Below are 19,892 nucleotides of genomic sequence, written 5' to 3' on the forward strand. Positions count from 1 at the left end.
GTCACTCGACCGCGACGTCCCAGTCGTCGACGATGACGCCGTCCACACCGACCCGCTGGAGTCGGGGAACCGCTTCGACGGGCGGCGTCCAGACGTTCACCGCCAGCCCCGCGTCGTGCGCCTCGTCGACGCGTTCGGGCGCGTCAGCGACGAGTTCGTACTGCGGGTGGACGGCGTCACAGTCGAGGTCACGGGCGACTGCGAGGCCGTCGGCCCAGTCGGTGTCGTCGGTCCCGTCCCCGTCCCGGTCACCGGCGAAGAGGAACGCACGGGGGAGCGTCGTCTCGGCGAGCGCGCTGGCGTCGAACGACGACACCCAGACGTCGGGGTGGTCGGCGACGGCTGCCTCGACGTCCGCTTCCAGCCCGCGCTCTTTGAGTTCGACGTTCAGGCCGACCCGGTCGGGGAGGCGGTCGACCACGTCGGCGAGTCGCGGGATGGACTGGTCGGAGCCGAGGACCGAGAGCTCACGGAGTGCCTCGGCGTCGACATCGGCGACCCGCCGGTCCACCCCGGCTACCCGCGAGAGCGTGGCGTCGTGGACGACGACGACGTCGCCCGAGCCACAGCGACGGACGTCGACCTCGACGGCGTCGACGTGCGGGAGCGCCCGCTCGACGGCCGCGAGCGTGTTCTCGGGGCCGCGCGCCGCACAGCCACGGTGTGCGATGAGTCGCATGCGTGTTCGTGAGCGTCGCCCCGACGGACGAAGAGTGCTCGGGCTCGAGTCCGGGTTACCGGGAGACGGTGTCGAGACGAGAGGAGAGACCCGCAGCTCGCGGGTCGGGCCGATTCGTGTCGCGTCCGCGTCGCGTATCGTGTCGGAGGAGAGTTACGCCGAGGCGGACTGGCTGCTGGACTTCTTGCGCGTGATGTAGCCCGCGATACGGTTGCGGACGCCCTTCGAGTCGACGTTCGTGAGCTTCATGACGCTGTCCTTGTTCGTCTCGAAGTCCGTGTTGAACGCCTGCGGGTACCGCTCGAGGAGCATGTTCCCGAGCTGTTTGACGTACTTGGGTTTGATCGCCATGCCCGACGGTTGCTCGCTGGCGCACAAAAACGATTCGTTACGCGTCGTCGACTCCGGGCGCTGCGTCGCGGCTACCCGCCACGAGTTCGTCGGCGCACGGCGACTGCGACGACGACGAGCGCCGCGACGAACGCCCCGACGCCGAAGCCAGGGACGGCCCCGCTGGTCGACTCCCCGCTCTCGGCGGTGGCGTTGGCGGTACCGTTCGCACTCCCGTTCGCGCTGGCGGTCCCGTTCGCGTTCCCGTCGGCGCTCACGTTCTCGCCGTCGGTCGCACTCGCGTTCCCCGGCACCATTCCTCCGGTCGTCTCGTTCGCGGCCTCGAGACCGGCCGTCCCGTTCGCGAGCGCCGCGCCGGTCGCGTTGTCGACCGTCGCGCGGGCCTCGTCGACCGCGTCCGTGTCCGTGTCTGCGTCAGTTCCGACTGGAGCGGTGTCCTCGGCGGGTGTCTCGGTCGGCGTGGACTCCTCGGTGACGACGATTACCGTCGTCTCGGCGCGCAAGGCACCGTCGGTGGCGGACAGCGTGTACGCGCCGGGTTCGACGCCGTCGACGTCGAGGCCGACCTCCCACGTGCCGGTGGCGGCGTCGACGGTCGTCTCGGCCGTCGCCACCGTCCGGCCGTTCCCGGCGATCAGGTCGACGAACACCGTCGCGTCGCCACCGCGGTTGGTCGTCCCCGTCACCGTGGCGGCCTCGTCGCCGACGAGCGTCCCGTCGGGCGAGACGGGGTCGATGGCGAGGCGGGGTGTCTCGGCGCGGAGCGACAGGTCGACCACCTCGTCGCGGCCGTAGGCCGCTCTGACGAGGTCCACCGCCTGCTGCTGGGTCACGTCCGTGGGGAGGGCGTCGCGGCCGAGCGTCGGCGTCGACTCGAACGCCCCGTCCCCGCGTGGGCTGACGGCGAGGAGTCGGTACACCCCTCGCCGGGAGAACGACTCGTACGTCGCGGCGAAGCCACCCCCGACGACGCGCGCTGCCTCCATGTCGCCCGCCTGCCCGTCGTCGCCGAGGAACCGTCCGCGAGGGCCGACGAGGTAGAGGCGGACCTCGCCCGCCTCGAACGTCGTCGTCCCCGTGACCGCGACGCTGTCACCGACGCCCGCGGCGACAGTCGCCGGCGACGCGGTCACGGTGATGGAGGTGCCGCGCGCCTGTTCGACGGCCGCGACCGCTCCGGCGTCCACCGGTGCAGGGACCGCCGCCCCGGCGAGGCCCGGGACGACGGCGGCGACGACGAGACACCAGACGACCAGCCCCGTCAGTGCGACGGAACGGGACCGGCGGCCCGTTCGCCCCGCCGTCCGTCCGCGGCGGTGGCTGTCGTCTCGGCGCTCGTGTCGGCTTCGGTGGTGGCTCCGGCGTCGCATCGTCGCTCGTGTCGGGCGAGACCACCGCGGGCGTCAGTATCACTGTTCGGGTCGGGGAATCACGGCTGATACTGGTCGCCCGGTCACCGGTAGTCGCGCCAGTCGGTCTCCGCCGAGAGGCGCGCGAACGCCTCCCGTTCTCGCTCCCCGCCACACCGCTCGACTACGCGCTCGAAGTACGCGAGGCGGTCGAGGAGGCGGTCGGTGTCGTAGCTGGGGACGTCGAGTCGCGAGGCGGCGACGGTGGCGTCGACGACGGCGTAGAAGCCGCGGTTGATGGTGAACGGCCGCTCCCGTTCGACGGCACTCTCGCCGGGTGTGAGTCGCCACCGCTCCCAGCGCGTGTCGCCCTCGCGGCCCTCGTCGACCTGTTCGACCGCGACCCGGACCCACCCGTCGGCCGAGTCGAGGACGGGGTCCGCCTCCTCGCGGATGGTGACCGCCGCGTCGACGAAGTCCCGTGGGTCGGCGACGAACTGGACGACGCCCTCCCCCCGACGGTGGAAGTTGCGGCGGGTGCGGGTGTTGCCCCACGTCACGGCTTCGACGGGAGCCTGCGCCCCCGCTTCGACGCCCTCGTCGGGCGCGTGGAGGCCCAGCGCCGCCACGTTCCACCGGTCGTTCGGCCCGAGCGTGGTCACGACGGACTCCGTCACGCCGTCGAACGCGACGGGCCACCCCGCCCCGCTCTCGGTCACGTCGGGCGCTTCCGTCGCGGTCACACCTCCCACCCCCGTTCGAGCGCGACGAACGCGGCGGCAGCAGTGAGGTCGGCCGTCGTGCCGGGATTGACCCCCCGTTCGACGTACTCCTCGGCGAGCGCGGCCGCGGCGTCGAGGTCGTCACCCACCTCGGCCACCCGCTCCTGTACCTCGTGGGCGACCCCCTCTCCGTGCTGTGCCCGGACCAGCGTGTCGGGTTCCTCGGCCAGGAGGCGGAGGAAGGCCCGGGCGACCCGGTCGGTCGCGGGACCGTCGTCGTCGAGAATCCCCTCCGCGGCGGCGAACGCGCGGGGGAACCCTTCGACCCACTCGCGGGCGTTCGCGTCGACGGCCGCCGAGCGCTCCATGACGTCCCAGAGCGTCAGTCCCTGCTCGCGAATCGCGGCCGTCGCGTCGGACGCGAGGCCGACGTCGGGCAGGTCAACGTCCGGGGGCGGGTCGCCGACAGCGACGTCGACGTACTCGAACGCGCGGTAGAAGTCACACGCGTCCGCCACAGTCGTCCCGGCACAGACGTCACGGACGGCCGGCGGCGAGAGTGGTCCGACGGCGGCCGCCCGTACGAGCGGGACGAGGTTCACCAGACAGCCGAACTGGGTGTTCCCACCCCGCTGGTGGCGCATGCCCTCGACGCTCTCTTCGAACGCGGCGCCGACGGTGGCGCCGGCCTCGGCGGCGCGGAGACCCGCGCCCGCGCCCACCGCCCCCGCGAGGAAGTGTTCGAACCGGAGGTCCTCGTACTCGTGGCGCCGGTCGACGTTCCCCGGTTTCGGGGTGCCGGACACCTCGAGGAGGAGTGCTAGCTGCGCGTTGTCCGCCGGGGTTCGCATGCCCCTCCGTAGCGTGGCGAACGGTAAAGACGCTACGCGTCGGGTCGCGACGAGTCACGTGAAAACAGAGGCCGCCCGAGGGGGAGGTGAGGGGGAGAATTCGGGGTGAGGCCTCTACCGAATCCGAGGTAACGAGCGGACTTCAATGCGTTCACACGCGTCGCCCGTTGTGTCGCGTTGCCGAACGTGTTCGGGCGGAGTGGTCGCCGAACGACGGCGGGACCGGCGCTCAGAACCGCTCGGCCCTGCTCGCGGCGACCCAGGCGTTCGTCGGCGTGCCGTCCGGGACGCGCGTGGTCCGGCCCTGGAGCGCGTCGACGCGCCCGGCGAACGCCCACTTCCTGTCCTGCCACGTCTCCTCCGTCTCGGCCGCGGCGGCCGCCGCGGCGACTGCCTGGTCGCGCATGTGCGCCGAGACGACGGCCGCGATGGCCGCCGCCTCGTCCTCGGTCGCGTCGTCGGGTATCGAGAGGTCCATCTCAGATCGGGAGGTTGCCGTGCTTCTTGTCCGGCTGGTCGCCGCGTTTCGTCTTCAGCATCTTCAGGTCGTCGACGAGGCGTGCGCGGGTCTCGGCGGGTTCGATGACGTCGTCGACGAACCCTCTGTCGGCGGCGGTGTAGGGGTTGGCGAACTCCTCGCGGTACTCGTCGATGAGTTCCTGCCGGCGGGCGTCGGGGTCGTCCGCGGCCTCCAGTTCGCTGCTGTAGAGGATGTTGACCGCGCCCTGCGGCCCCATGACCGCGATTTCGGAGGTGGGCCACGCGTAGTTGACGTCGCCGCCGATGTGCTTCGAGGCCATGACGCAGTACGCGCCGCCGTACGCCTTGCGCGTGATGACCGTCAGGAGCGGGACCGTCGCCTCGGAGTACGCGTACAGCAACTTGGCCCCGTGGCGGATGATGCCGCGGTGTTCCTGCTCGGTGCCGGGCATGTACCCCGGAACGTCGACGAAGGTGAGGATGGGGACGTTGAACGCGTCGCAGAAGCGGATGAACCGCGACCCCTTCATCGACGCGTCGACGGTGAGGGTACCGGCGTTCGAGCGTGGCTGGTTCGCCACCACGCCCACGGAGTGCCCGTCGAGCCGACCGAACCCGACGACGATGTTGCGCGCCCAGCCGTCGTGAATCTCGAAGAACGACCCCTCGTCGACGACGCTGTCGACGACGTCGGTCATGTCGTACGGCTTCTGTGGCTGGTCCGGGACGACGTCGGTGAGTTCGTCGGTCCGCCGTGCCGGGTCGTCCCACGGGTCGACCCGGGGCGGGTCCTCGACGTTGTTCTGCGGGACGTACGAGAGGAGTCGGCGGATGTTGTCGAGCGCCTCCTCCTCGCTCTCGAACGCCTTGTGTGCGACGCCCGTCTTCTGTGCGTGGGTCGACGCACCGCCGAGTTCCTCGAAGCTCACCTCCTCGCCCGTGACCGTCTTGATGACGTCCGGGCCGGTGATGAACATGTGCGAGGTGTCCTGCACCATGAAGATGAAGTCGGTGATGGCGGGCGAGTACACCGCGCCGCCGGCACACGGCCCCATGATGGACGAAATCTGCGGGACGACGCCCGACGCCTGCTGGTTTCGGTGGAAGATGTCTGCGAACCCGGCCAGCGACTTCACGCCCTCCTGAATCCGCGCGCCGGCGGAGTCGTTCAGGCCGACGATGGGCGCGCCGACTTCCATCGCCTTGTCCATCACCTTGCAGATTTTCTGGGCCATCACCTCGCCGAGCGAGCCACCGAAGACGGTGAAGTCGTGGGCGAAGACGAACACCGTCCGGCCGTCGACCTCCCCGTACCCGGTGACGACGCCGTCGCCGGGGAGTTTCTTCTCCTCCATCCCGAACTTCGACGTTCGATGCGTCCGGAACTTGTCGAACTCGTTGAACGTATCCTCGTCGAGGAAGTAGTCGATCCGCTCGCGGGCAGTCATCTTCCCCTTGTCGTGCTGCTTGTCGATGCGCTCTTGGCCGCCCCCGAGCAGCGCGCGTTCACGTTTCTCGCGGAGTTCCTCGATCCGGTCCTCCATCGTCATGTCGGACCACCTGGTGTCATTGGCGGAACGTGAACGACGTGGAGCAAAAGGATTCCGGGATACCGAAGCCCGCTCGGAGGGCCACCGTGGACGACGGCCGTTCGCACTTCGCGAATCGAAGCCGACGCCGTCAGACGACCCATCGGCTCCGGTGACGACCCGGTTACTGCCGTCGGGCACTCAGCCGCGAAATCCGCGCCGCGAGCGACTCGAAGTGTTCCGGACTCCCGCACTTCTGGATGCAGGCCGTCGCGCCACGCTCGCGCGCCGTCGTCAGGAGGTCCTCGCTCGGGTCGCTCGTGTAGAGGACGAACGGGACCGTGTCGTCGAGTTCTCGGACCCGCGTGAGGAACTCGATGCCGTCGACGTCGGGCATGTGGTAGTCGCTCACGATGCAGTCGACGGTGTGGTCGTCGCGTTCGAGTCGCGTGAGACCGTCGGCCGGTGAGTGCGCGGCGACGACCTCCAGGTCGGCGTCGACGGCATCGAGGAACGATTCGACCAACGAGAGGACCATCGGGTCGTCGTCGACGAGGAGTACACGAATCGGCTGGGGGCGAGAGCGGGGGGTCATGAGAGTGGTGTGGGCGTGGGTGTGGGGTCGGCCCCTGCGTCGGTCGTGGACGGTCCCACGCCTGGGCGTCCGTCCTACCTCTCTCGACGGTGTAGACGGTCCTACCGCTTCTCCCTAGCAGTATTCGCGTCGCTCGAGAGACACCTATGAGTATAGGGTGTCGGTCGCCTCGGTGCGTGAACGAAGCCCCGAAACGTCGACCCGCGCAGTCGCAAGCCCAGATTTTTCACTCGGCCGAGACGAGTACCGAACTCGTCAGAGCGCCGTCCACACCCCATGCCCCACCCCCACTCTACGGACCCTCGTCCCGTCTCGACCCCGAAGTCGTCTGGTCGGCGGCACGCCTCGACGAGCCACCGAGGTGACCACGCCCCGGGGCCGGAGAACCACCTCGCGCTGATATACGAGACCACCGCGGAGCACCTCTCGACCGTCGTTCCGTACGTCAGACACGGACTCGAGGGGAACGAGCGCGTCGTGTACATCGCCGACGAACACTCGCCCGACTACCTCCGTTCGGTGTTCCGGGCGGCAGGAATCGACGTCGACGCCGACGCGTTGACGATTCACGACGCGGCGGAGATGTACACCCCGTCGGGGACGTTCGAGACTGGCGAGATGGTGGATAGCCTCGAGGACCTCGTCGAGACGGTCACCGACGGCCCGTACGACCACCTCCGGCTCACCGGAGAGATGACGTGGGCACTCCGCGCCGGCGGCGACACCCTCGACCGTCTCGTGGAGTACGAGTCGCAGGTCAACGAGTTCTACACGGACCACCAGCCCATCACGGGGCTGTGTCAGTACGACCGAACGAAGTTCGACGACGACCTGCTCCACGACGTCGTCCGGTCACATCCCCAGCAGGTGTACGACGCGACGGTCACGCAGAACTTCGCGTATCTCGACCCCGACGCGTTCTCGGCGGTACATCCCGCGACGAGTGCCACGACGGAGTTCGTCGAGGCGCACCTGGACCGGGTGCGGGCGCACAGTCGGCGACAGCAGTACCAGACCGCGCTCTCCGAACTGTCCACCACGAGCTATCGCTTCCTGGCGGCCGACACGGACGACGTCCTCGCCGAGGCCGTAACGACCATCAGATCGGTGCTGTCGCCGTCGCTGGTGGGCGTCTACTCGTACGACGAGGCGAGCGAGGCACTGGAACCGGCGTCGGTCTGGACGGCTCACGGCGACGCGGACCCGACGTCGTTGCCCGACGCGCACCGTGACCTCCTCCGCGACGCGTTCGTCGGGGGCGAGCAGGTGGTTCGCCCGGAGTCGGCGCGCCAGTCGGAGATGTCCGCGCTGACGTGTGGGTTCGCGTACCCGCTCGAACGGTACGGCGTCCTGTTCGTCGGCTGGACCCTCCCGCACGCCCTCGACGAGGCCGAGAAGGAGTTCGTCCGGACGGTGGCACACGCGGTGGACGCGGCGTTCGAACGCGCCGAGTACGATGACATGCTCGACCACCGGGACGACCAGATTCGCCACCTCGACCGCGTCAACCGGACGATTCGCGAGGTCGCTCTGGGTCTCGTCCATGCGTCGAGTCGGGAAGAGATACACCGCACGGTCTGTGACCGGCTGGCCGACGTCGACGGCTACCAGTTCGTCTGGGTCGGCGACCGTGACTCGTTCACGCGGCGGCTGACCCCGCGACAGTGGGCGGGCGACGGCGGGGTCTATCTGGACTCGCTGTACACGTCGGAGACGGGAGGCGAGGCTGGCGTGGACGCGGGGACGGGAGCGGACGCCGAGGCGGCCGTCCCGACGCCGACCCGGCGGGCCGCCGAGACGGGCGACGCGCAGTTCGTCCCCAACTCGCTGACCACCAACGCGTACCGCGCGTGGCGCCGGGTCGCGCTCGACAACGGGCTCTACGCCGCGTTCTGCGTCCCGCTCGTGTACGACGCGGCCTCGTACGGCGTGCTGACCGTCTACGCCGACCGACCGAACGCGCTGACGGAGATGGAGCGAGACGTCCTCAGAGAACTCGGGCGGACGGTCGGGTACGCCATCGACTGCGTCGAGACGCAGGCGGGGCTGCACGCCGACAACCTGACCGAGGTCGGACTCCACCTCCCGACGTCGGAGAGCAAGCTGGGACGGCTGGCGACCCAGGTCGACGGGCGAGTCGACGTCGAGACGGTCATCCCGGAGGCAGAGGGGCGACTCCGACTGTTCTTCACTGTCGACGACGTGGCTGCCGACCGCGTCCTGACCGCCGCCGAGTGCTCGACGAGCGTGGCGTCGATTCGGCGGGTGACCGACCGCGAGCGCGGGGCGCTGTTCGAGGCGGTCCTGTGTGTCTCCGAGAGCGTCCCCGAACTCCTCGGTGCCGCGAACGGTTCCGTGACGCGACTCGTCGCGACTCCGACGGGGGTCGACCTGACGGTGGAGGTGCCGCGGCGGACGGACCTGCGCGAACTCGTCGACCGGGCCAGACGGGCGTATCCCGGACTGTCGGTCGACTCCATCCGCCGGAGTGCCAGACCGGTCCAGAGTCGCGGGTCGTTCCTGACCCGGCTGGACGAGCGGCTGACCGACAGACAGTTCGAGGCGCTCCGGTTGGCCTACTACGGCGGCTACTTCGAGTGGCCCCGCGACAGTTCCGCCTCCGACGTCGCGTCGTCGATGGGGGTGAGCCAGCCGACGTTCTCCAACCACCTGCGCGGGGCCGAGCGGAAGCTCCTCGAACTGCTGTTCGACGACTGAGGGGGCTCGGCTGGCTCGTCAGGCGTCTCGTTCACCGCGACGACGCCTCGTCGTCGCGCAGCGCGCGCTGGATGGCGGCGACCCGCTCGTCCCGCCGACGCGTCACCGTCTCGGGAGCGTCGTCGTAGTCGAAGAAGCCGGCGCCGGTGTCGATGCCGGTCCGCCCCTCCCGGACGCGCTCGGCGAGCGGGTCGCCCGGGCCGTCGTCGTCCGCGAGGTGCGGGAACAGTCCCTCGGCGATTGTCTGGAAGAGGTCCAGTCCCGCGATGTCCATCGTCTCGAACGGTCCGATGGCCGCCGTCCGGGTGGCGTAGCCGTCCCGCACTGCCCGGTCGACGTCCTCGACGGAGGCGACGCCCTCGCTCACGAGGTGGAGACACTCGCGGACGACGGCGAACTGGACGCGGTTCCAGACGAACCCCGGAACGTCCCGCTCCACCAGCACCGGGTCACGGTCGACCCCTTCGACGAACGCGCACAGTCGCTCGACCGTCTCGTCGGTGGTGTGGGTGCCGCGGACCACTTCGACGGGGCGGAGCAGGTACGGCGGGTACCACCAGTGACAGCCGGCGACCCGCCCGGCCGCGTCGGGGACCGCTTCGGCGATGTCGTCGATGGAAAGTCCGGACGTGTTCGAGGCGAGGACGGCGTCCGAGGTGGCCGTCGCGAGTCGTTCGAAAACGTCGCGCTTCGTGTCGAGGTCCTCGGAGACGGTTTCGACCACGACGTCGGCGTCGGCGACGCCCGTCGTGAGGCCCAGCGTGAAGTCGACGCGGTCGAGCGCCGTCTCCGGGTCGGTGCCGATGAGTCCCTCGCTCGCGAGGAACGTGACCGCCTCGCCGAACCGGTCACGCGCGGTGTCGAGGTTCGCCTGCCGGTGGTCGACGAGCGTCACGTCGAGGCCGGCGAGCGCACAGTGAACGGCCAGGCCGTGACCCATCGCACCGGCACCGACGACCGAGAGAGCAGTCACGTCGTGCATACCGACCCGTCGACGTCCGGGGTGATGGGTATTCGCCACCCTCGCCGCTCTCAGACGACGGAGTTCGACGAGCGAAGACCGAGGAACGCGGCGCCGGCGACGCCGACGGCGAGCGCGACGGTCGGCCAGAAGCCGACGCGCGCCTCCAGGCCGAAACTCGTGAGCAGGGTAAAGACGAGAAAGAGCGGCAGCACGACACCGACGGCGTAGAGCCAGGCCGGCCCCAGCGAGGAGGCGAGGTCACCGGCGCCGAGGCGGAACTCCTCGAGGGCGTCTCGCCCGAGGACCCAGCCGACGAACAGGAGGAACGCGGCCAGTCCCGCCGTGAGCAGTCGGTCGACGAGCGTCACGGCGAACAGCTGGAAGACGGCCGGGTCGAGCGCGTTAGCGGCGCCGGTGACGGCGAACACCACGAGTGCGACGGCGACGCTCCGTCGCCGGTCGAACCCGAACTCGTCGACGAGAAAGGAGACGGGAATCTCGAGCATCGAGATGGACGAGGAGAGCGCCGCGAGGGCGACGACCCCGAAGAAGGCGCTGGCGATGAGCGTCCCACCGGGGAGGCGAGCGAACGCGCCCGCGATGGAGACGAACAGCGCGCCGGGGCCGGGCGAGCCGGGCTCGACGCCGAGCGAGAACAGGAGTGGGAAGACGACGAGGCCGGCGAGGACGCCGACAGAGGTGTTGAGCACGGCGATGGTCCCGGCGTCGAACGGGAGCGAGCGGTCCTCGCCCAGGTAGGAGGCGTAGGTGACCATCGTCCCCGCGCCGAGCGAGAGCGTGAACAGCGCCTGCCCCGCGGCCGGTCCGAGGACCGAGAAGAAGTTCTCCTCCAGCGTCGAGAGGTCGAACGAGAGGTAGAACGCGTAGCCGGCGGCGGCGTCGGGTTGCGTCGCCGCCCACGCGGCTAGCACGACGAGGAGGACGAAGACGGCGGGCATCATCACCGTCGTCCCGAGTTCGATGCCCTTCCTGACGCCGCCGAGGACGACGACAGCGGTGAGTCCGAGGAAGACGAGGTGGTACGCGAGCGCGTCGGTGCCGGCGGAGGCGGAACCGAAGTACGCGCCCGGTTCGGCCGCGTAGGGGAGCGGCCCGCCGGCGAGGGCGAGAGCGCTCTCGACGAAGTAGCGGAGAATCCACCCACCGACCACCGAGTAGAAGGAGAGCAGGACGAGCGCCGTCAGGACAGAGAAGCCGCCGACGACGGCCCACCCAGTCGACCCCGAGAGGTCACGCAGCGCGCCGACGGGGTTCCGTTTCGCGCGGCGACCGATGACGAACTCGCCGACGAGGCCCGGGACGCCGACGGCGAGGACGACGAACAGGTAGACGAGGAGGAAGGCACTCCCGCCGTTCTCGGCGGTGACCCAGGGGAACCGCCAGATGTTTCCCAGCCCCACGGCGCTCCCGACGGCCGCGAGGATGAACCCGATTCGGGTCGCCCACGTCTCACGTGTCATTACCTCTCGATGACCGAAGCGCGCCCAAAGGGGTTACGAACCGAAGAACCCTCAACTGCCGATGATAACGGTTTTCCGTCGGTAAATCGAGGTTCTCGTCGAAGCTCACGCGACGAGCACTCGGTGATGGTGACGAATCGTCACCCGCCGGTCGAGGGGTCACTCTCCGGCGGTCCAGCCGGGTGTCGGAACGAACGACCCCCTCACTCCTCGAGGAAGCCGAGTTGCTCGGCTATCTCTCGGGGGTCGTAGTACATCCGTTCTTCCTGTACCTCGCCGTCCGCGACGACGAACGTCGACATCCCCCGATGCTCGAACGTGCGGCCGGTCGGCGGGAGCCCGTTGAACTCACCTTCGTGGGTACCCCGGCCGGTCCACTCGGCCATGACGATGTCGTCTCCTTCGAGCACGGCTTCGACGGTGATGGTGAAGTCGGGGAACGCGGTCCGGAGTTCGTGGACGTACGCCTCGAAGGCCTCCCGTCCCTGGATTACCCCGCCTGGGACGCTTGGCTCGTAGGCCACGAACGAATCAGAGACCGAATCTGTCTTCGAGGACTCCCCGTTCCACAGCGCGAGGTAGTCACTCATGGGCTGTTCGTGTCTGGTCAGGGTGGTTGCTTCCATACACTGTCGGAGACGCGCCCAAATGTCATAATACAAATGTGTATTTCTCACCAACTGGTGACCACGGGACGCATCCGGCCGTCCACGTGAAGTCCGTCGTACTCGGGGGCGGCCGTGGAGACGTGTCCGGCAGTCGGGGCCGCCCGCTCTCTCCGCGACGGCGACGCCCCGCTGGTCAGACCGGCGGGACGATGGCGCCGCCGACGAACAGCGTCTGGAGGCCCAGCGCGAGCGTGCCGAGGACGGCGGCGAAGACGACGACGCGGACGGTCCAGAGCCAGACGGCGCCGAACCGCCGGCCGAGGTCGGAGCCGTGGACCACTTCCGACAGCGCCTCCCGCCCGAGCACCCAGCCGACAAACAGCAGGATGGCGAGCACCGACAGCGGGAGCAGGAGTTTGTACGCGAGCGTGTCGAACCAGCCGAGCCACGCAGTCGAGAGCGCGGAGGGGACGCCGAGGAGAAACAGCGCGCCTCCGATGGTGCCGGCGGCGGGAAGTCGGCCCACGCCCGTGTTGTCGACGACGTACGACACGACCACTTCGAGGAGGCTGATGGCCGACGAGAGCGCCGCGATGAGCACGACGGCGAAGAACAGCGTCCCCAGCAGACGGCCGGCGGGGAGCGCCGCGAACGCGCCGGCGGTGGAGACGAACACCGCACCGGGGCCGCTCGTGTTGGGGTCGATGCCCTGCGCGAACAGGAGTGGGAAGACGGCGAGTCCCGCGAGCACGCCGACGAACGTGTTCAACACAACGATAGAGCCTGCGTCGGCGACGAGAGAGTCTTCGCCGTCGACGTAGGAGGCGTAGGTGACCATCGCGCCCATGCCGAGCGAGAGCGAGAAGAACGCCTGCCCGACGGCGAACGGGACGATGTCCCAGAGGTTCGTGCGGAGCGCCGACAGGTCGGGAGAGAGGAAGTACGCGTAGCCCGCGCCCGCGCCGTCGAGCGTGAACGCGAAGGCGGCGAGGCCGGCGAGGATGAGGAGGACGGAGGGCACCATCACTTTCGTCGCGCGCTCGATGCCGTTCTCGACGCCGAGGGCGACGACGCCGACGACGAGCGCCATGAAGACGGCGTGTGCGACGAGCGCGTCGGTGCCGGCGGAGACGGCCGAGAAGTAGCCGGCCGCGTCGCCGAAGTACGTCCCCGTGGGCGAGGCGACGAGGTAGCGAATGACCCAGCCCCCCACGACGGAGTAGTACGAGAGAATCCAGAAGCCGATGCCCAGTCCGAGCGCACCGACGACCTTCCACTGTCGGCCGCCGAGCGCACCGAACGCGTCGATGGTGTTGCGCTTCGCCCGGCGGCCGACGGCGAACTCCGCGAGCATGGCGGGGAGGCCGATACCGACGGCGGCGGCGAGGTAGACGACGAGGAACGACGCCCCGCCGAACTGTCCCGTCTTGAACGGGAACTGCCAGATGTTGCCCAGTCCGACGGCGCTCCCGACGGCTGCGAGGACGAACCCAACACGGGACGCCCACGTCTCACGTTCTGTCATCGCTCGGCCTAGGCCGAGTCACCCTGATAAGCCCGATGGATTCTCCCCGAATTGTGATGTAATTATCAGAATGATTCCACGAACGAAAATGTGTGACGGTACCGTCCCTCACAGTCCACCACCGCTCGCCACCCCGGAAGAGTTGAGTGCACTCGTGCGCCGGACACCCTGTCTCAGGCCGGACTGACGTCGTCGCCGTCGCGGACGACCAGTCCGTACCCCGCGAGCGTCTGGAGGATGCTGAACAGGGTCAACTTGGGGAGGCCGAGCGACGCACCGAGTTCGTCGACGGTCACCGTCCCGCGGACCAGGAGGTAGAGGTAGACGAGTTTCGCCGGCGGCGACGTGACCTCGTCGGGGAGTTCGATGGGTTCGTTCGTCGCGCGCTCGGGTTGCGGTTCCGCGGCCCGTTCGAGTTGTGCTGCTGTCATCATGGGAAGAGGTGACGTGCGGCAACCGTATAAAAATCTGTCGTCGTTCTCAGATCCGGGGAAACTAGTCGTTCGAATGACATTCTTCGACGGTATCTCCCTCGTTCGCAGTGCGGTCACGAGACGGCCAGACTGCGCGACGCGTCGGCCGCTACGGCGTGACGACGAGTTTGCCGAGGAACGAGTCGGCCATCACGTCGCGCTGTGCGTCGGCGGCCTCCTCGAGGTCGTACGTCCGGGCGACGTCGATCTCGAGGTCACCCGTTCCCATGAGGTAGGCGACGCGTTCGAGGGGGTCGGCCAGCCGCGGCGTGTTGAACATGCTCATGAACTGGTAGGAGACGTCCTTGCCCCGGGCGACGCCGTCGTTCGTGAAGCCGACCTCGGGGTCGTTCTCGCCGATGCCGACCACGCGTCCGCCCGTCGCCGCTACCTCGGCGTCGAACTGGAGGTAGTCGTCGAGGCGGTGGTCGAGGACGACGTCGACGCCGCCCGTCTCCGCACGGACCTCCTCCTGCAGGTCGTCGCTCGCGTAGTCGAAGACGGCGTCGGCCCCGAGTTCCGTGAGGTGGTCGTGGTACTGTGGGGCCGCAGTGGTGACGACGTGGGCCCCGGCCGCCGCGGCGAGTTGGACGGCCGCGTGACCGACGCCGCCCGACCCGCCGTGGACGAGGACGGACTCGGCCGGCTGGAGGCCCGCGTGGTCGACGAGCGCCCGCCACGCGGTGACGGCGGCGACGCCTGCGCCACCGGCGGCGACGGGGTCGACGCCGTCGGGGAGGTGTGCGAGACGGTCCTCGGGGACGGCGGCGTACTCCGCGTACGCGCCGAAATGGTTCATACTCAGACCGGTCCCGACCACCTGGTCGCCGACCTCGTAGTCGTCGACGTACTGTGAAACCTCGACCACCTCGCCAGCGACGTCGACGCCGGGAATCATCGGGAGCTGGAACGGCTCGTACGAACCCTCCCGGAAGTAGGTGTCGACGGGGTTGACGCCCGCGCCGGCCACCTCGACGACGACGTCGTGACCGGTCGCCTCCGGCCTGTCGACGTCGTCTACCTGGAGCACCGATTCGTCACCGTACTCGTGGAAACGGATAGCCCGCATGGGTCGGTGTGACGTGGCGAGCGGCGATAAAACCGCGAGAAGCGGAAAGCGATTGGGACGGGACGTGTCGGCGGGGGCGGAGTCGAGCCGTCGACGGCGTATCGGCGGGGGCGGAGTCGAGCCATCGACGGCGTGTCGGCGGCCGGGACGACACGCGGGTCTGTCGTTCGCTCGCGCTCACTCCTCTTCGAGCGGTTCGTCGTCGAGGGGGTGTGTGTTGGGGTTCTCCACGCGCCGGGAGATGTCGAGGAAGTAGTGTTTGAGGACGTCGCGGCCGATGAGCAGTGGGTGTGACATGTGGCTCCGGTCGACGATGTTGGCGGCGACGGTGTGCTGGGTGCCGCCGATACCCACGACGAGGTCGACGACGGGCCGCGACTGACTCTTCCGCGCGCTCCCGCTCCGGACGGTGGAGACGGTGTGGATGGGGCCGGCGCCGATTTCGGCGGCGAGCGTGAGGTCAATGCTCGTCCGCGCCGCGCCGGAGTCGGCCTTGCCGACGACCGTCTCGCTCCCGGCGGTTCCGGAGACGACGACGCGCTCGGTGAGTCCGATGATGGGCGGTTCCTCGAACGTCGTCGGGTCCGGGCGGGGCATACAGGTCGGCGGGGAGTCGTCGAGCGTGGCGGCGAGGTCCGCGACACGGTCGGCGTCGACTTCGACGCCGAGTCGTCGGAGCGCGAGCGCGGCGATGTGCGGGGCCGGACTGACGCCGGTGGCCCGGTAGAGGCCGCGGAACCCCGCCGTCGGGTTCACCTCGAGGACGACCCACTTCTGTCCGCTCTCGATGAGGTCGACGCCGGCGTAGTCGAGGCCGACCACCGAGGCGGCCTCGCGGGCGACGGCCAGCGCCTCCGGCGGGAGCGACTCCGTCGCGTCCTCGACGGCGCCGCCCAGGTGGACGTTCGTCCGCCAGTCCTCGCCGGCGGCGTAGCGGTACATCGCCGCGACGACCCGGTCGCCGACGACGTACACCCGCGCGTCGCGCGGGCGCTCACGGTCGCCGACGAGTTCCTGGAGGAACGCGCGGCGCTTGCCCACCTTCGCGGTGAGGACGTCGTCGGTCTCGACCTTCCACGCGCCCCCCCCGTGCGTTCCGATGGCGGTCTTGTAGACGGCCTCGGGTCCGAACTCGTGACGGTGGGCGTTGAGCGTCGTCCCGCTGAGCGCGAGCAGGGTCTTCGGCACCGGGATTCCCTCGCGCGCCAGGAGCGACGCCGTCGCCATCTTGTGTGCGGCGGTGGCAGTCGCCTCCGGCGGGTTGAGCATCGGCCGGTGGGCGGCGACGGTCCGCGCGATGCCGAGTTCCTCCGTCGGCTGGTCCGTGTTCGAGAGGAGGAGTCGGTTGACGACGACGTCGACGGCCGGTTCGAGTTCGAGCGTGTCGCCGTCGACGCGGACCACGGTGTTCTCCTCGCGGAGCCACTCGGTCTCGTACCCCAGCGCCTCGACGGCGTTGAGGATGGCCTTCGACTCCTTGCTGTCGTGGAGCGCGAGCACGCCGACGCAGGGCGGGGATGTCATGCTAGCATCATGAACGGGCGACGAGGAAAACGTGCCGACGGGAGGGGGCGGCCGGGGAGGGTGAAAACGCCTTTGTCCTCGGGCGGAAAGGAGTGGGACATGGGTCTGCTCCGCTGGGGAATGCTGTGTTTCGGCGTCGGGGTGTTCGTCGCGAGCGTCGCGGGCGTCGCGACGGGGGTGACGCTCGGCTGTACCGAAGCCTTCTGTGAGAACCCACAGCCGACGCTCGCCGTCACGGGCGTCTCCCTGTCGGGAGTCGCGGTGTTCGACGGCTGCAACACCTGCCAGGTGAACCCGGCAGTCGTCGGTGGACTCGCGCTCATCGTGGTCGGTGTGGCCGTCGGTGGCGTCGGCGTCGTCGACGACCTCCGGGCCGTCGAGTGACCGGGTGACCACAGCCAGCGGCCGGAGATGTCTCAGTCGATGTTGAGGTCCCCGTCGTCCGTCGCGTCCTCGTCCCACTCCAGCTCGAACTCCATCTCGATCTCGGCGGAGCCACCCGACTTCGACGTCTCGCGCTCGACTTCGACCTCGAACTCGACGCGGCCCGGCGGGGCGAGCGTCACCGACTCCGTCCCGGACTCGAGCGTGAACTCGTCGCCGGATTCGAGTCGGTCCGCGACGGTCCGGAGGTACTGTGCGACGTCTGCCGTGGTCATGTCCCGCTCGAACTCGAACAGTGTCTCTTCGGGCATCCGTCCAGATACGACGGTGAGGGTATTGAGTCTGTGTGTCGGTGCAACGCGGGGTCGTGGACGGACGGCCGGTTCCACGCGGCCACGCCGCGGCGGACGCGGTCACGGCGCGAGGAGACCGACCGTCGACGGCACGCCCTCGTCGGCGTGTTCCGAGACGGAGCCGAGAGGACAATTCGGCTTCGAGTAAATCCTCCCCCGAGAGTCACACTCGCTCGAATCGGCGGGATTTAAGCGTCGGCCTCTCCCGGTCACACACGATGCGACTTCACGAGTACCAAGCGAAGGGTGTCTTCGCCGACGCCGGGATTCCCGTTCCGGACTCTCGACTCGCGTCGAGTGTCGACGAGGTGGTAGCGGCGGTCGAAGACATCGGCTTCCCTGCCGCCATCAAGGCGCAGGTGCACGTCGGCGGCCGCGGGAAGGCCGGCGGCATCAAGATTGCGACCAGCGAGGCGGAGGCACGGGAGTATGCCGACGACATCCTCGGGATGGACCTCAAGGGGTACACCGTCGACCGTGTCCTCGTCGAGGCCGGGGTCGACTTCGAGGACGAACTGTACGTCGGCGTGACGATGGACCGGGGTGAGGGACGGCCCGTCGCGATGGTCTCCGAGAAGGGCGGCGTGAACATCGAAGAGGTCGCCGCGGAGGAACCCGAGGCTATCGCGCGCGAGCACGTCGACCCCGCGTTCGGGATGCACCCGTATCAGGCCCGCAAGGCGGTGTACGACGCCGGTATCGACCGGGACATCGCACGCGACGTCTCCAGCGTCCTGACGACGCTGTACGACCTCTGGGAGGATACGGACGCCGCCGACGCCGAAATCAACCCGCTGATGGTCACCGCCGACCGCGAGGTAATCGCCGCCGACGCCGTCCTCAACGTCGACGACGACGCGCTCTTCCGTCACCCGGACCTCGCAGAGATGGAAGACGAGGCCGCGGAAGACGACCTCGAGGCGAAGGCGAACAAGTACGGCTTCGACTACGTCCGCCTGTCGGGCAACGTCGGCATCATCGGCAACGGCGCTGGACTGGTGATGACGACGCTCGACCTCGTCGACTACTACGGCGGTGCGCCCGCGAACTTCCTCGACATCGGTGGCGGGGCGAAGGCCGAACGCGTCACGAACGCGCTCGACATGGTGTTCTCCGACCCGAACGTCGACAGCGTGGTGTTCAACATCTTCGGCGGCATCACGCGCGGTGACGAGGTGGCGAAGGGCATCAACGAGGCGCTCGAAGCGTTCGACGAGATTCCCAAGCCCGTCGTCGTCCGCCTCGCGGGGACGAACGCGACGGAGGGGATGGAGATTCTGAACACCGACCTCGTACAGGTCGAAGAGACGCTGGAGGACGCGGTCCAGCGTGCGGTCGAGAACGCCGAGGAGGTCAGCCAATGAGTATTCTGGTCGACGACGACACGCGCGTCGTGGTACAGGGCATCACCGGTGGGGAGGGGTCGTTCCACACCGAGCAGATGATGGAGTACGGGACGAACGTCGTCGCGGGCGCGGTGCCCGGTAAGGGCGGCCAGGAAGTGAAGGGCGTCCCCGTCTACGACACGGTCCACGACGCCGTCGCCGAGGAGGACGCCGACGCCTCCGTCGTGTTCGTCCCGCCGGCGTTCGCCGCGGACGCGATGTTCGAGGCGCTCGACACCGCGGTGGACCTGGTTGTCGCCATCACCGAGGGCGTCCCGACCCAGGACATGGCGAAGGTGTACCGGCGACTGGGCGAGACGGACACCCACCTCATCGGGCCGAACTGTCCCGGCATCATCACGCCCGGCGAGGCCAAACTGGGCATCCTGCCCGGCAACATCTTCTCCGACGGCAACGTCGGACTCGTCTCGCGGTCGGGGACGCTGACCTACCAGGTCGTCGACAACCTCACCCAGCGCGGCATCGGACAGACGACGGCCATCGGCATCGGCGGCGACCCCATCATCGGAACGTCGTTCGTCGACGCGCTCGAACTGTTCGAGGCCGACACCGAGACCGAGGCCGTCGTGATGTGCGGTGAGATCGGCGGCGAGGACGAGGAGCAGGCGGCGAAGTTCATCGCCCAGCACATGGACACGCCGGTCGCCGGTTTCATCGCGGGCCGCACCGCCCCGCCGGGCAAGCGGATGGGCCACGCCGGCGCCATCGTCAGCGGGTCCGGGACCGGCACGGCCGAGTCGAAAATCGAGGCGCTCAACGACGCGGGCGCACCGGTCGGCGACACGCCCGAGGAAGTGGCCGACCACATCGAGCACTTCCTCTCCTGAGACG

General features: G+C 69.1%; 19 protein-coding genes and 1 pseudogene. 4 read left to right on the top strand and 16 right to left on the bottom strand.

Annotated elements, in window-relative coordinates; genetic code table 11:
• Position 1: 1 nt before the first annotated feature.
• From ACESK5_RS00240 to ACESK5_RS00275, 8 genes and pseudogenes are all read right to left on the bottom strand, one after another.
• Entirely contained in the window at positions 2-679 is a 678-nt protein-coding gene (locus ACESK5_RS00240; protein WP_372909525.1) for a glycerophosphodiester phosphodiesterase, read from the bottom strand.
• Between the two features lie 153 nt (positions 680-832).
• Entirely contained in the window at positions 833-1,030 is a 198-nt protein-coding gene (locus ACESK5_RS00245) for a 30S ribosomal protein S17e (protein WP_372909526.1), read from the bottom strand.
• Positions 1,031-1,101: 71 nt separating this feature from the next.
• Positions 1,102-2,400, bottom strand: a complete 1,299-nt coding sequence (locus ACESK5_RS00250; RefSeq protein WP_372909527.1) for a hypothetical protein — start codon at positions 2,398-2,400, stop codon at positions 1,102-1,104.
• An 83-nt stretch (positions 2,401-2,483) separates the two neighbouring features.
• Entirely contained in the window at positions 2,484-3,131 is a 648-nt protein-coding gene (locus tag ACESK5_RS00255; protein ID WP_372909528.1) for a DUF447 domain-containing protein, read from the bottom strand.
• On the bottom strand, positions 3,119-3,952 hold the full coding sequence (locus ACESK5_RS00260) for a triphosphoribosyl-dephospho-CoA synthase (RefSeq protein WP_372909529.1): 834 nt from the start codon (positions 3,950-3,952) through the stop codon (positions 3,119-3,121). The genes ACESK5_RS00255 and ACESK5_RS00260 overlap by 13 nt, the downstream gene beginning before the upstream one ends.
• A gap of 229 nt (positions 3,953-4,181) precedes the next feature.
• A pseudogene (locus ACESK5_RS00265) lies at positions 4,182-4,418 on the bottom strand (hypothetical protein); the annotation flags it as partial.
• A gap of 13 nt (positions 4,419-4,431) precedes the next feature.
• A complete protein-coding gene (locus ACESK5_RS00270; protein WP_372909560.1) occupies positions 4,432-5,976 on the bottom strand; it encodes an acyl-CoA carboxylase subunit beta in 1,545 nt (514 codons plus the stop codon).
• Between the two features lie 169 nt (positions 5,977-6,145).
• A complete protein-coding gene (locus ACESK5_RS00275; RefSeq protein ID WP_372909530.1) occupies positions 6,146-6,556 on the bottom strand; it encodes a response regulator in 411 nt (136 codons plus the stop codon).
• A gap of 276 nt (positions 6,557-6,832) precedes the next feature.
• Here ACESK5_RS00275 and ACESK5_RS00280 point away from each other — a divergent pair, with 276 nt between their 5' ends.
• Entirely contained in the window at positions 6,833-9,274 is a 2,442-nt protein-coding gene (locus ACESK5_RS00280) for an MEDS domain-containing protein (protein WP_372909531.1), read from the top strand.
• A gap of 31 nt (positions 9,275-9,305) precedes the next feature.
• On the opposite strand, the gene ACESK5_RS00285 is transcribed toward ACESK5_RS00280, so the two are convergent.
• The 7 genes from ACESK5_RS00285 to ACESK5_RS00315 all read right to left on the bottom strand — a co-directional run bounded on the left by ACESK5_RS00285 (position 9,306) and on the right by ACESK5_RS00315 (position 16,918).
• The gene (locus tag ACESK5_RS00285) at positions 9,306-10,256 is read right to left on the bottom strand and encodes a 3-hydroxyacyl-CoA dehydrogenase family protein (RefSeq protein WP_372909532.1); all 951 of its coding nucleotides are present in this window, start codon (positions 10,254-10,256) and stop codon (positions 9,306-9,308) included.
• 50 nt (positions 10,257-10,306) lie between these two features.
• Positions 10,307-11,719 (bottom strand): sodium-dependent transporter, encoded by a 1,413-nt coding sequence (locus ACESK5_RS00290; RefSeq protein WP_372909533.1) that lies wholly within the window; start codon positions 11,717-11,719, stop codon positions 10,307-10,309.
• Positions 11,720-11,922: 203 nt separating this feature from the next.
• On the bottom strand, positions 11,923-12,345 hold the full coding sequence (locus tag ACESK5_RS00295) for an ester cyclase (protein ID WP_372909534.1): 423 nt from the start codon (positions 12,343-12,345) through the stop codon (positions 11,923-11,925).
• A gap of 175 nt (positions 12,346-12,520) precedes the next feature.
• Positions 12,521-13,852: a sodium-dependent transporter gene (locus ACESK5_RS00300; protein ID WP_372909535.1), complete on the bottom strand. Its 1,332-nt coding sequence runs from the start codon at positions 13,850-13,852 to the stop codon at positions 12,521-12,523.
• A 173-nt stretch (positions 13,853-14,025) separates the two neighbouring features.
• Entirely contained in the window at positions 14,026-14,286 is a 261-nt protein-coding gene (locus ACESK5_RS00305) for a helix-turn-helix domain-containing protein (protein ID WP_372909536.1), read from the bottom strand.
• Positions 14,287-14,434: 148 nt separating this feature from the next.
• Positions 14,435-15,394, bottom strand: coding sequence for a zinc-binding dehydrogenase (locus ACESK5_RS00310; RefSeq protein ID WP_372909537.1), 960 nt, complete (start codon positions 15,392-15,394; stop codon positions 14,435-14,437).
• Between the two features lie 177 nt (positions 15,395-15,571).
• On the bottom strand, positions 15,572-16,918 hold the full coding sequence (locus ACESK5_RS00315) for a RimK family alpha-L-glutamate ligase (RefSeq protein WP_372909538.1): 1,347 nt from the start codon (positions 16,916-16,918) through the stop codon (positions 15,572-15,574).
• Positions 16,919-17,017: 99 nt separating this feature from the next.
• On the opposite strand from ACESK5_RS00315, the gene ACESK5_RS00320 reads away from it, so the two are divergent.
• The gene (locus tag ACESK5_RS00320; protein WP_372909539.1) at positions 17,018-17,302 is read left to right on the top strand and encodes a hypothetical protein; all 285 of its coding nucleotides are present in this window, start codon (positions 17,018-17,020) and stop codon (positions 17,300-17,302) included.
• A 32-nt stretch (positions 17,303-17,334) separates the two neighbouring features.
• Here ACESK5_RS00320 and ACESK5_RS00325 read toward each other — a convergent pair whose 3' ends face one another.
• Positions 17,335-17,613: an amphi-Trp domain-containing protein gene (locus ACESK5_RS00325; protein ID WP_372909540.1), complete on the bottom strand. Its 279-nt coding sequence runs from the start codon at positions 17,611-17,613 to the stop codon at positions 17,335-17,337.
• 260 nt (positions 17,614-17,873) lie between these two features.
• On the opposite strand from ACESK5_RS00325, the gene sucC reads away from it, so the two are divergent.
• Both sucC and sucD read left to right on the top strand, forming a co-directional pair.
• On the top strand, positions 17,874-19,019 hold the full coding sequence (gene sucC / locus ACESK5_RS00330; protein ID WP_372909541.1) for an ADP-forming succinate--CoA ligase subunit beta: 1,146 nt from the start codon (positions 17,874-17,876) through the stop codon (positions 19,017-19,019).
• Positions 19,016-19,888: a succinate--CoA ligase subunit alpha gene (sucD, locus tag ACESK5_RS00335; protein WP_372909542.1), complete on the top strand. Its 873-nt coding sequence runs from the start codon at positions 19,016-19,018 to the stop codon at positions 19,886-19,888. Before sucC ends, sucD begins: the two co-directional genes overlap by 4 nt.
• Positions 19,889-19,892: the final 4 nt, after the last annotated feature.

This window comes from Salinigranum sp., from assembly GCF_041641895.1.
Classification (GTDB): domain Archaea; phylum Halobacteriota; class Halobacteria; order Halobacteriales; family Haloferacaceae; genus Salinigranum.

Excerpts from the sequence above, each read along its gene's own strand:
- ACESK5_RS00240 (WP_372909525.1), bottom strand. The coding sequence starts at position 679 with ATGCGACTCATCGCACACCGTGGCTGTGCGGCGCGCGGCCCCGAGAAC.
- ACESK5_RS00245 (WP_372909526.1), bottom strand. The coding sequence starts at position 1,030 with ATGGCGATCAAACCCAAGTACGTCAAACAGCTCGGGAACATGCTCCTC.
- ACESK5_RS00250 (WP_372909527.1), bottom strand. The coding sequence starts at position 2,400 with ATGCGACGCCGGAGCCACCACCGAAGCCGACACGAGCGCCGAGACGAC.
- ACESK5_RS00260 (WP_372909529.1), bottom strand. The coding sequence starts at position 3,952 with ATGCGAACCCCGGCGGACAACGCGCAGCTAGCACTCCTCCTCGAGGTG.
- ACESK5_RS00270 (WP_372909560.1), bottom strand. The coding sequence starts at position 5,976 with ATGGAGGACCGGATCGAGGAACTCCGCGAGAAACGTGAACGCGCGCTG.
- ACESK5_RS00275 (WP_372909530.1), bottom strand. The coding sequence starts at position 6,556 with ATGACCCCCCGCTCTCGCCCCCAGCCGATTCGTGTACTCCTCGTCGAC.
- ACESK5_RS00280 (WP_372909531.1), top strand. The coding sequence starts at position 6,833 with ATGCCCCACCCCCACTCTACGGACCCTCGTCCCGTCTCGACCCCGAAG.
- ACESK5_RS00285 (WP_372909532.1), bottom strand. The coding sequence starts at position 10,256 with ATGCACGACGTGACTGCTCTCTCGGTCGTCGGTGCCGGTGCGATGGGT.
- ACESK5_RS00290 (WP_372909533.1), bottom strand. The coding sequence starts at position 11,719 with ATGACACGTGAGACGTGGGCGACCCGAATCGGGTTCATCCTCGCGGCC.
- ACESK5_RS00295 (WP_372909534.1), bottom strand. The coding sequence starts at position 12,345 with ATGGAAGCAACCACCCTGACCAGACACGAACAGCCCATGAGTGACTAC.
- ACESK5_RS00300 (WP_372909535.1), bottom strand. The coding sequence starts at position 13,852 with ATGACAGAACGTGAGACGTGGGCGTCCCGTGTTGGGTTCGTCCTCGCA.
- ACESK5_RS00305 (WP_372909536.1), bottom strand. The coding sequence starts at position 14,286 with ATGATGACAGCAGCACAACTCGAACGGGCCGCGGAACCGCAACCCGAG.
- ACESK5_RS00310 (WP_372909537.1), bottom strand. The coding sequence starts at position 15,394 with ATGCGGGCTATCCGTTTCCACGAGTACGGTGACGAATCGGTGCTCCAG.
- ACESK5_RS00315 (WP_372909538.1), bottom strand. The coding sequence starts at position 16,918 with ATGACATCCCCGCCCTGCGTCGGCGTGCTCGCGCTCCACGACAGCAAG.
- ACESK5_RS00320 (WP_372909539.1), top strand. The coding sequence starts at position 17,018 with ATGGGTCTGCTCCGCTGGGGAATGCTGTGTTTCGGCGTCGGGGTGTTC.
- ACESK5_RS00325 (WP_372909540.1), bottom strand. The coding sequence starts at position 17,613 with ATGCCCGAAGAGACACTGTTCGAGTTCGAGCGGGACATGACCACGGCA.
- sucC (WP_372909541.1), top strand. The coding sequence starts at position 17,874 with ATGCGACTTCACGAGTACCAAGCGAAGGGTGTCTTCGCCGACGCCGGG.
- sucD (WP_372909542.1), top strand. The coding sequence starts at position 19,016 with ATGAGTATTCTGGTCGACGACGACACGCGCGTCGTGGTACAGGGCATC.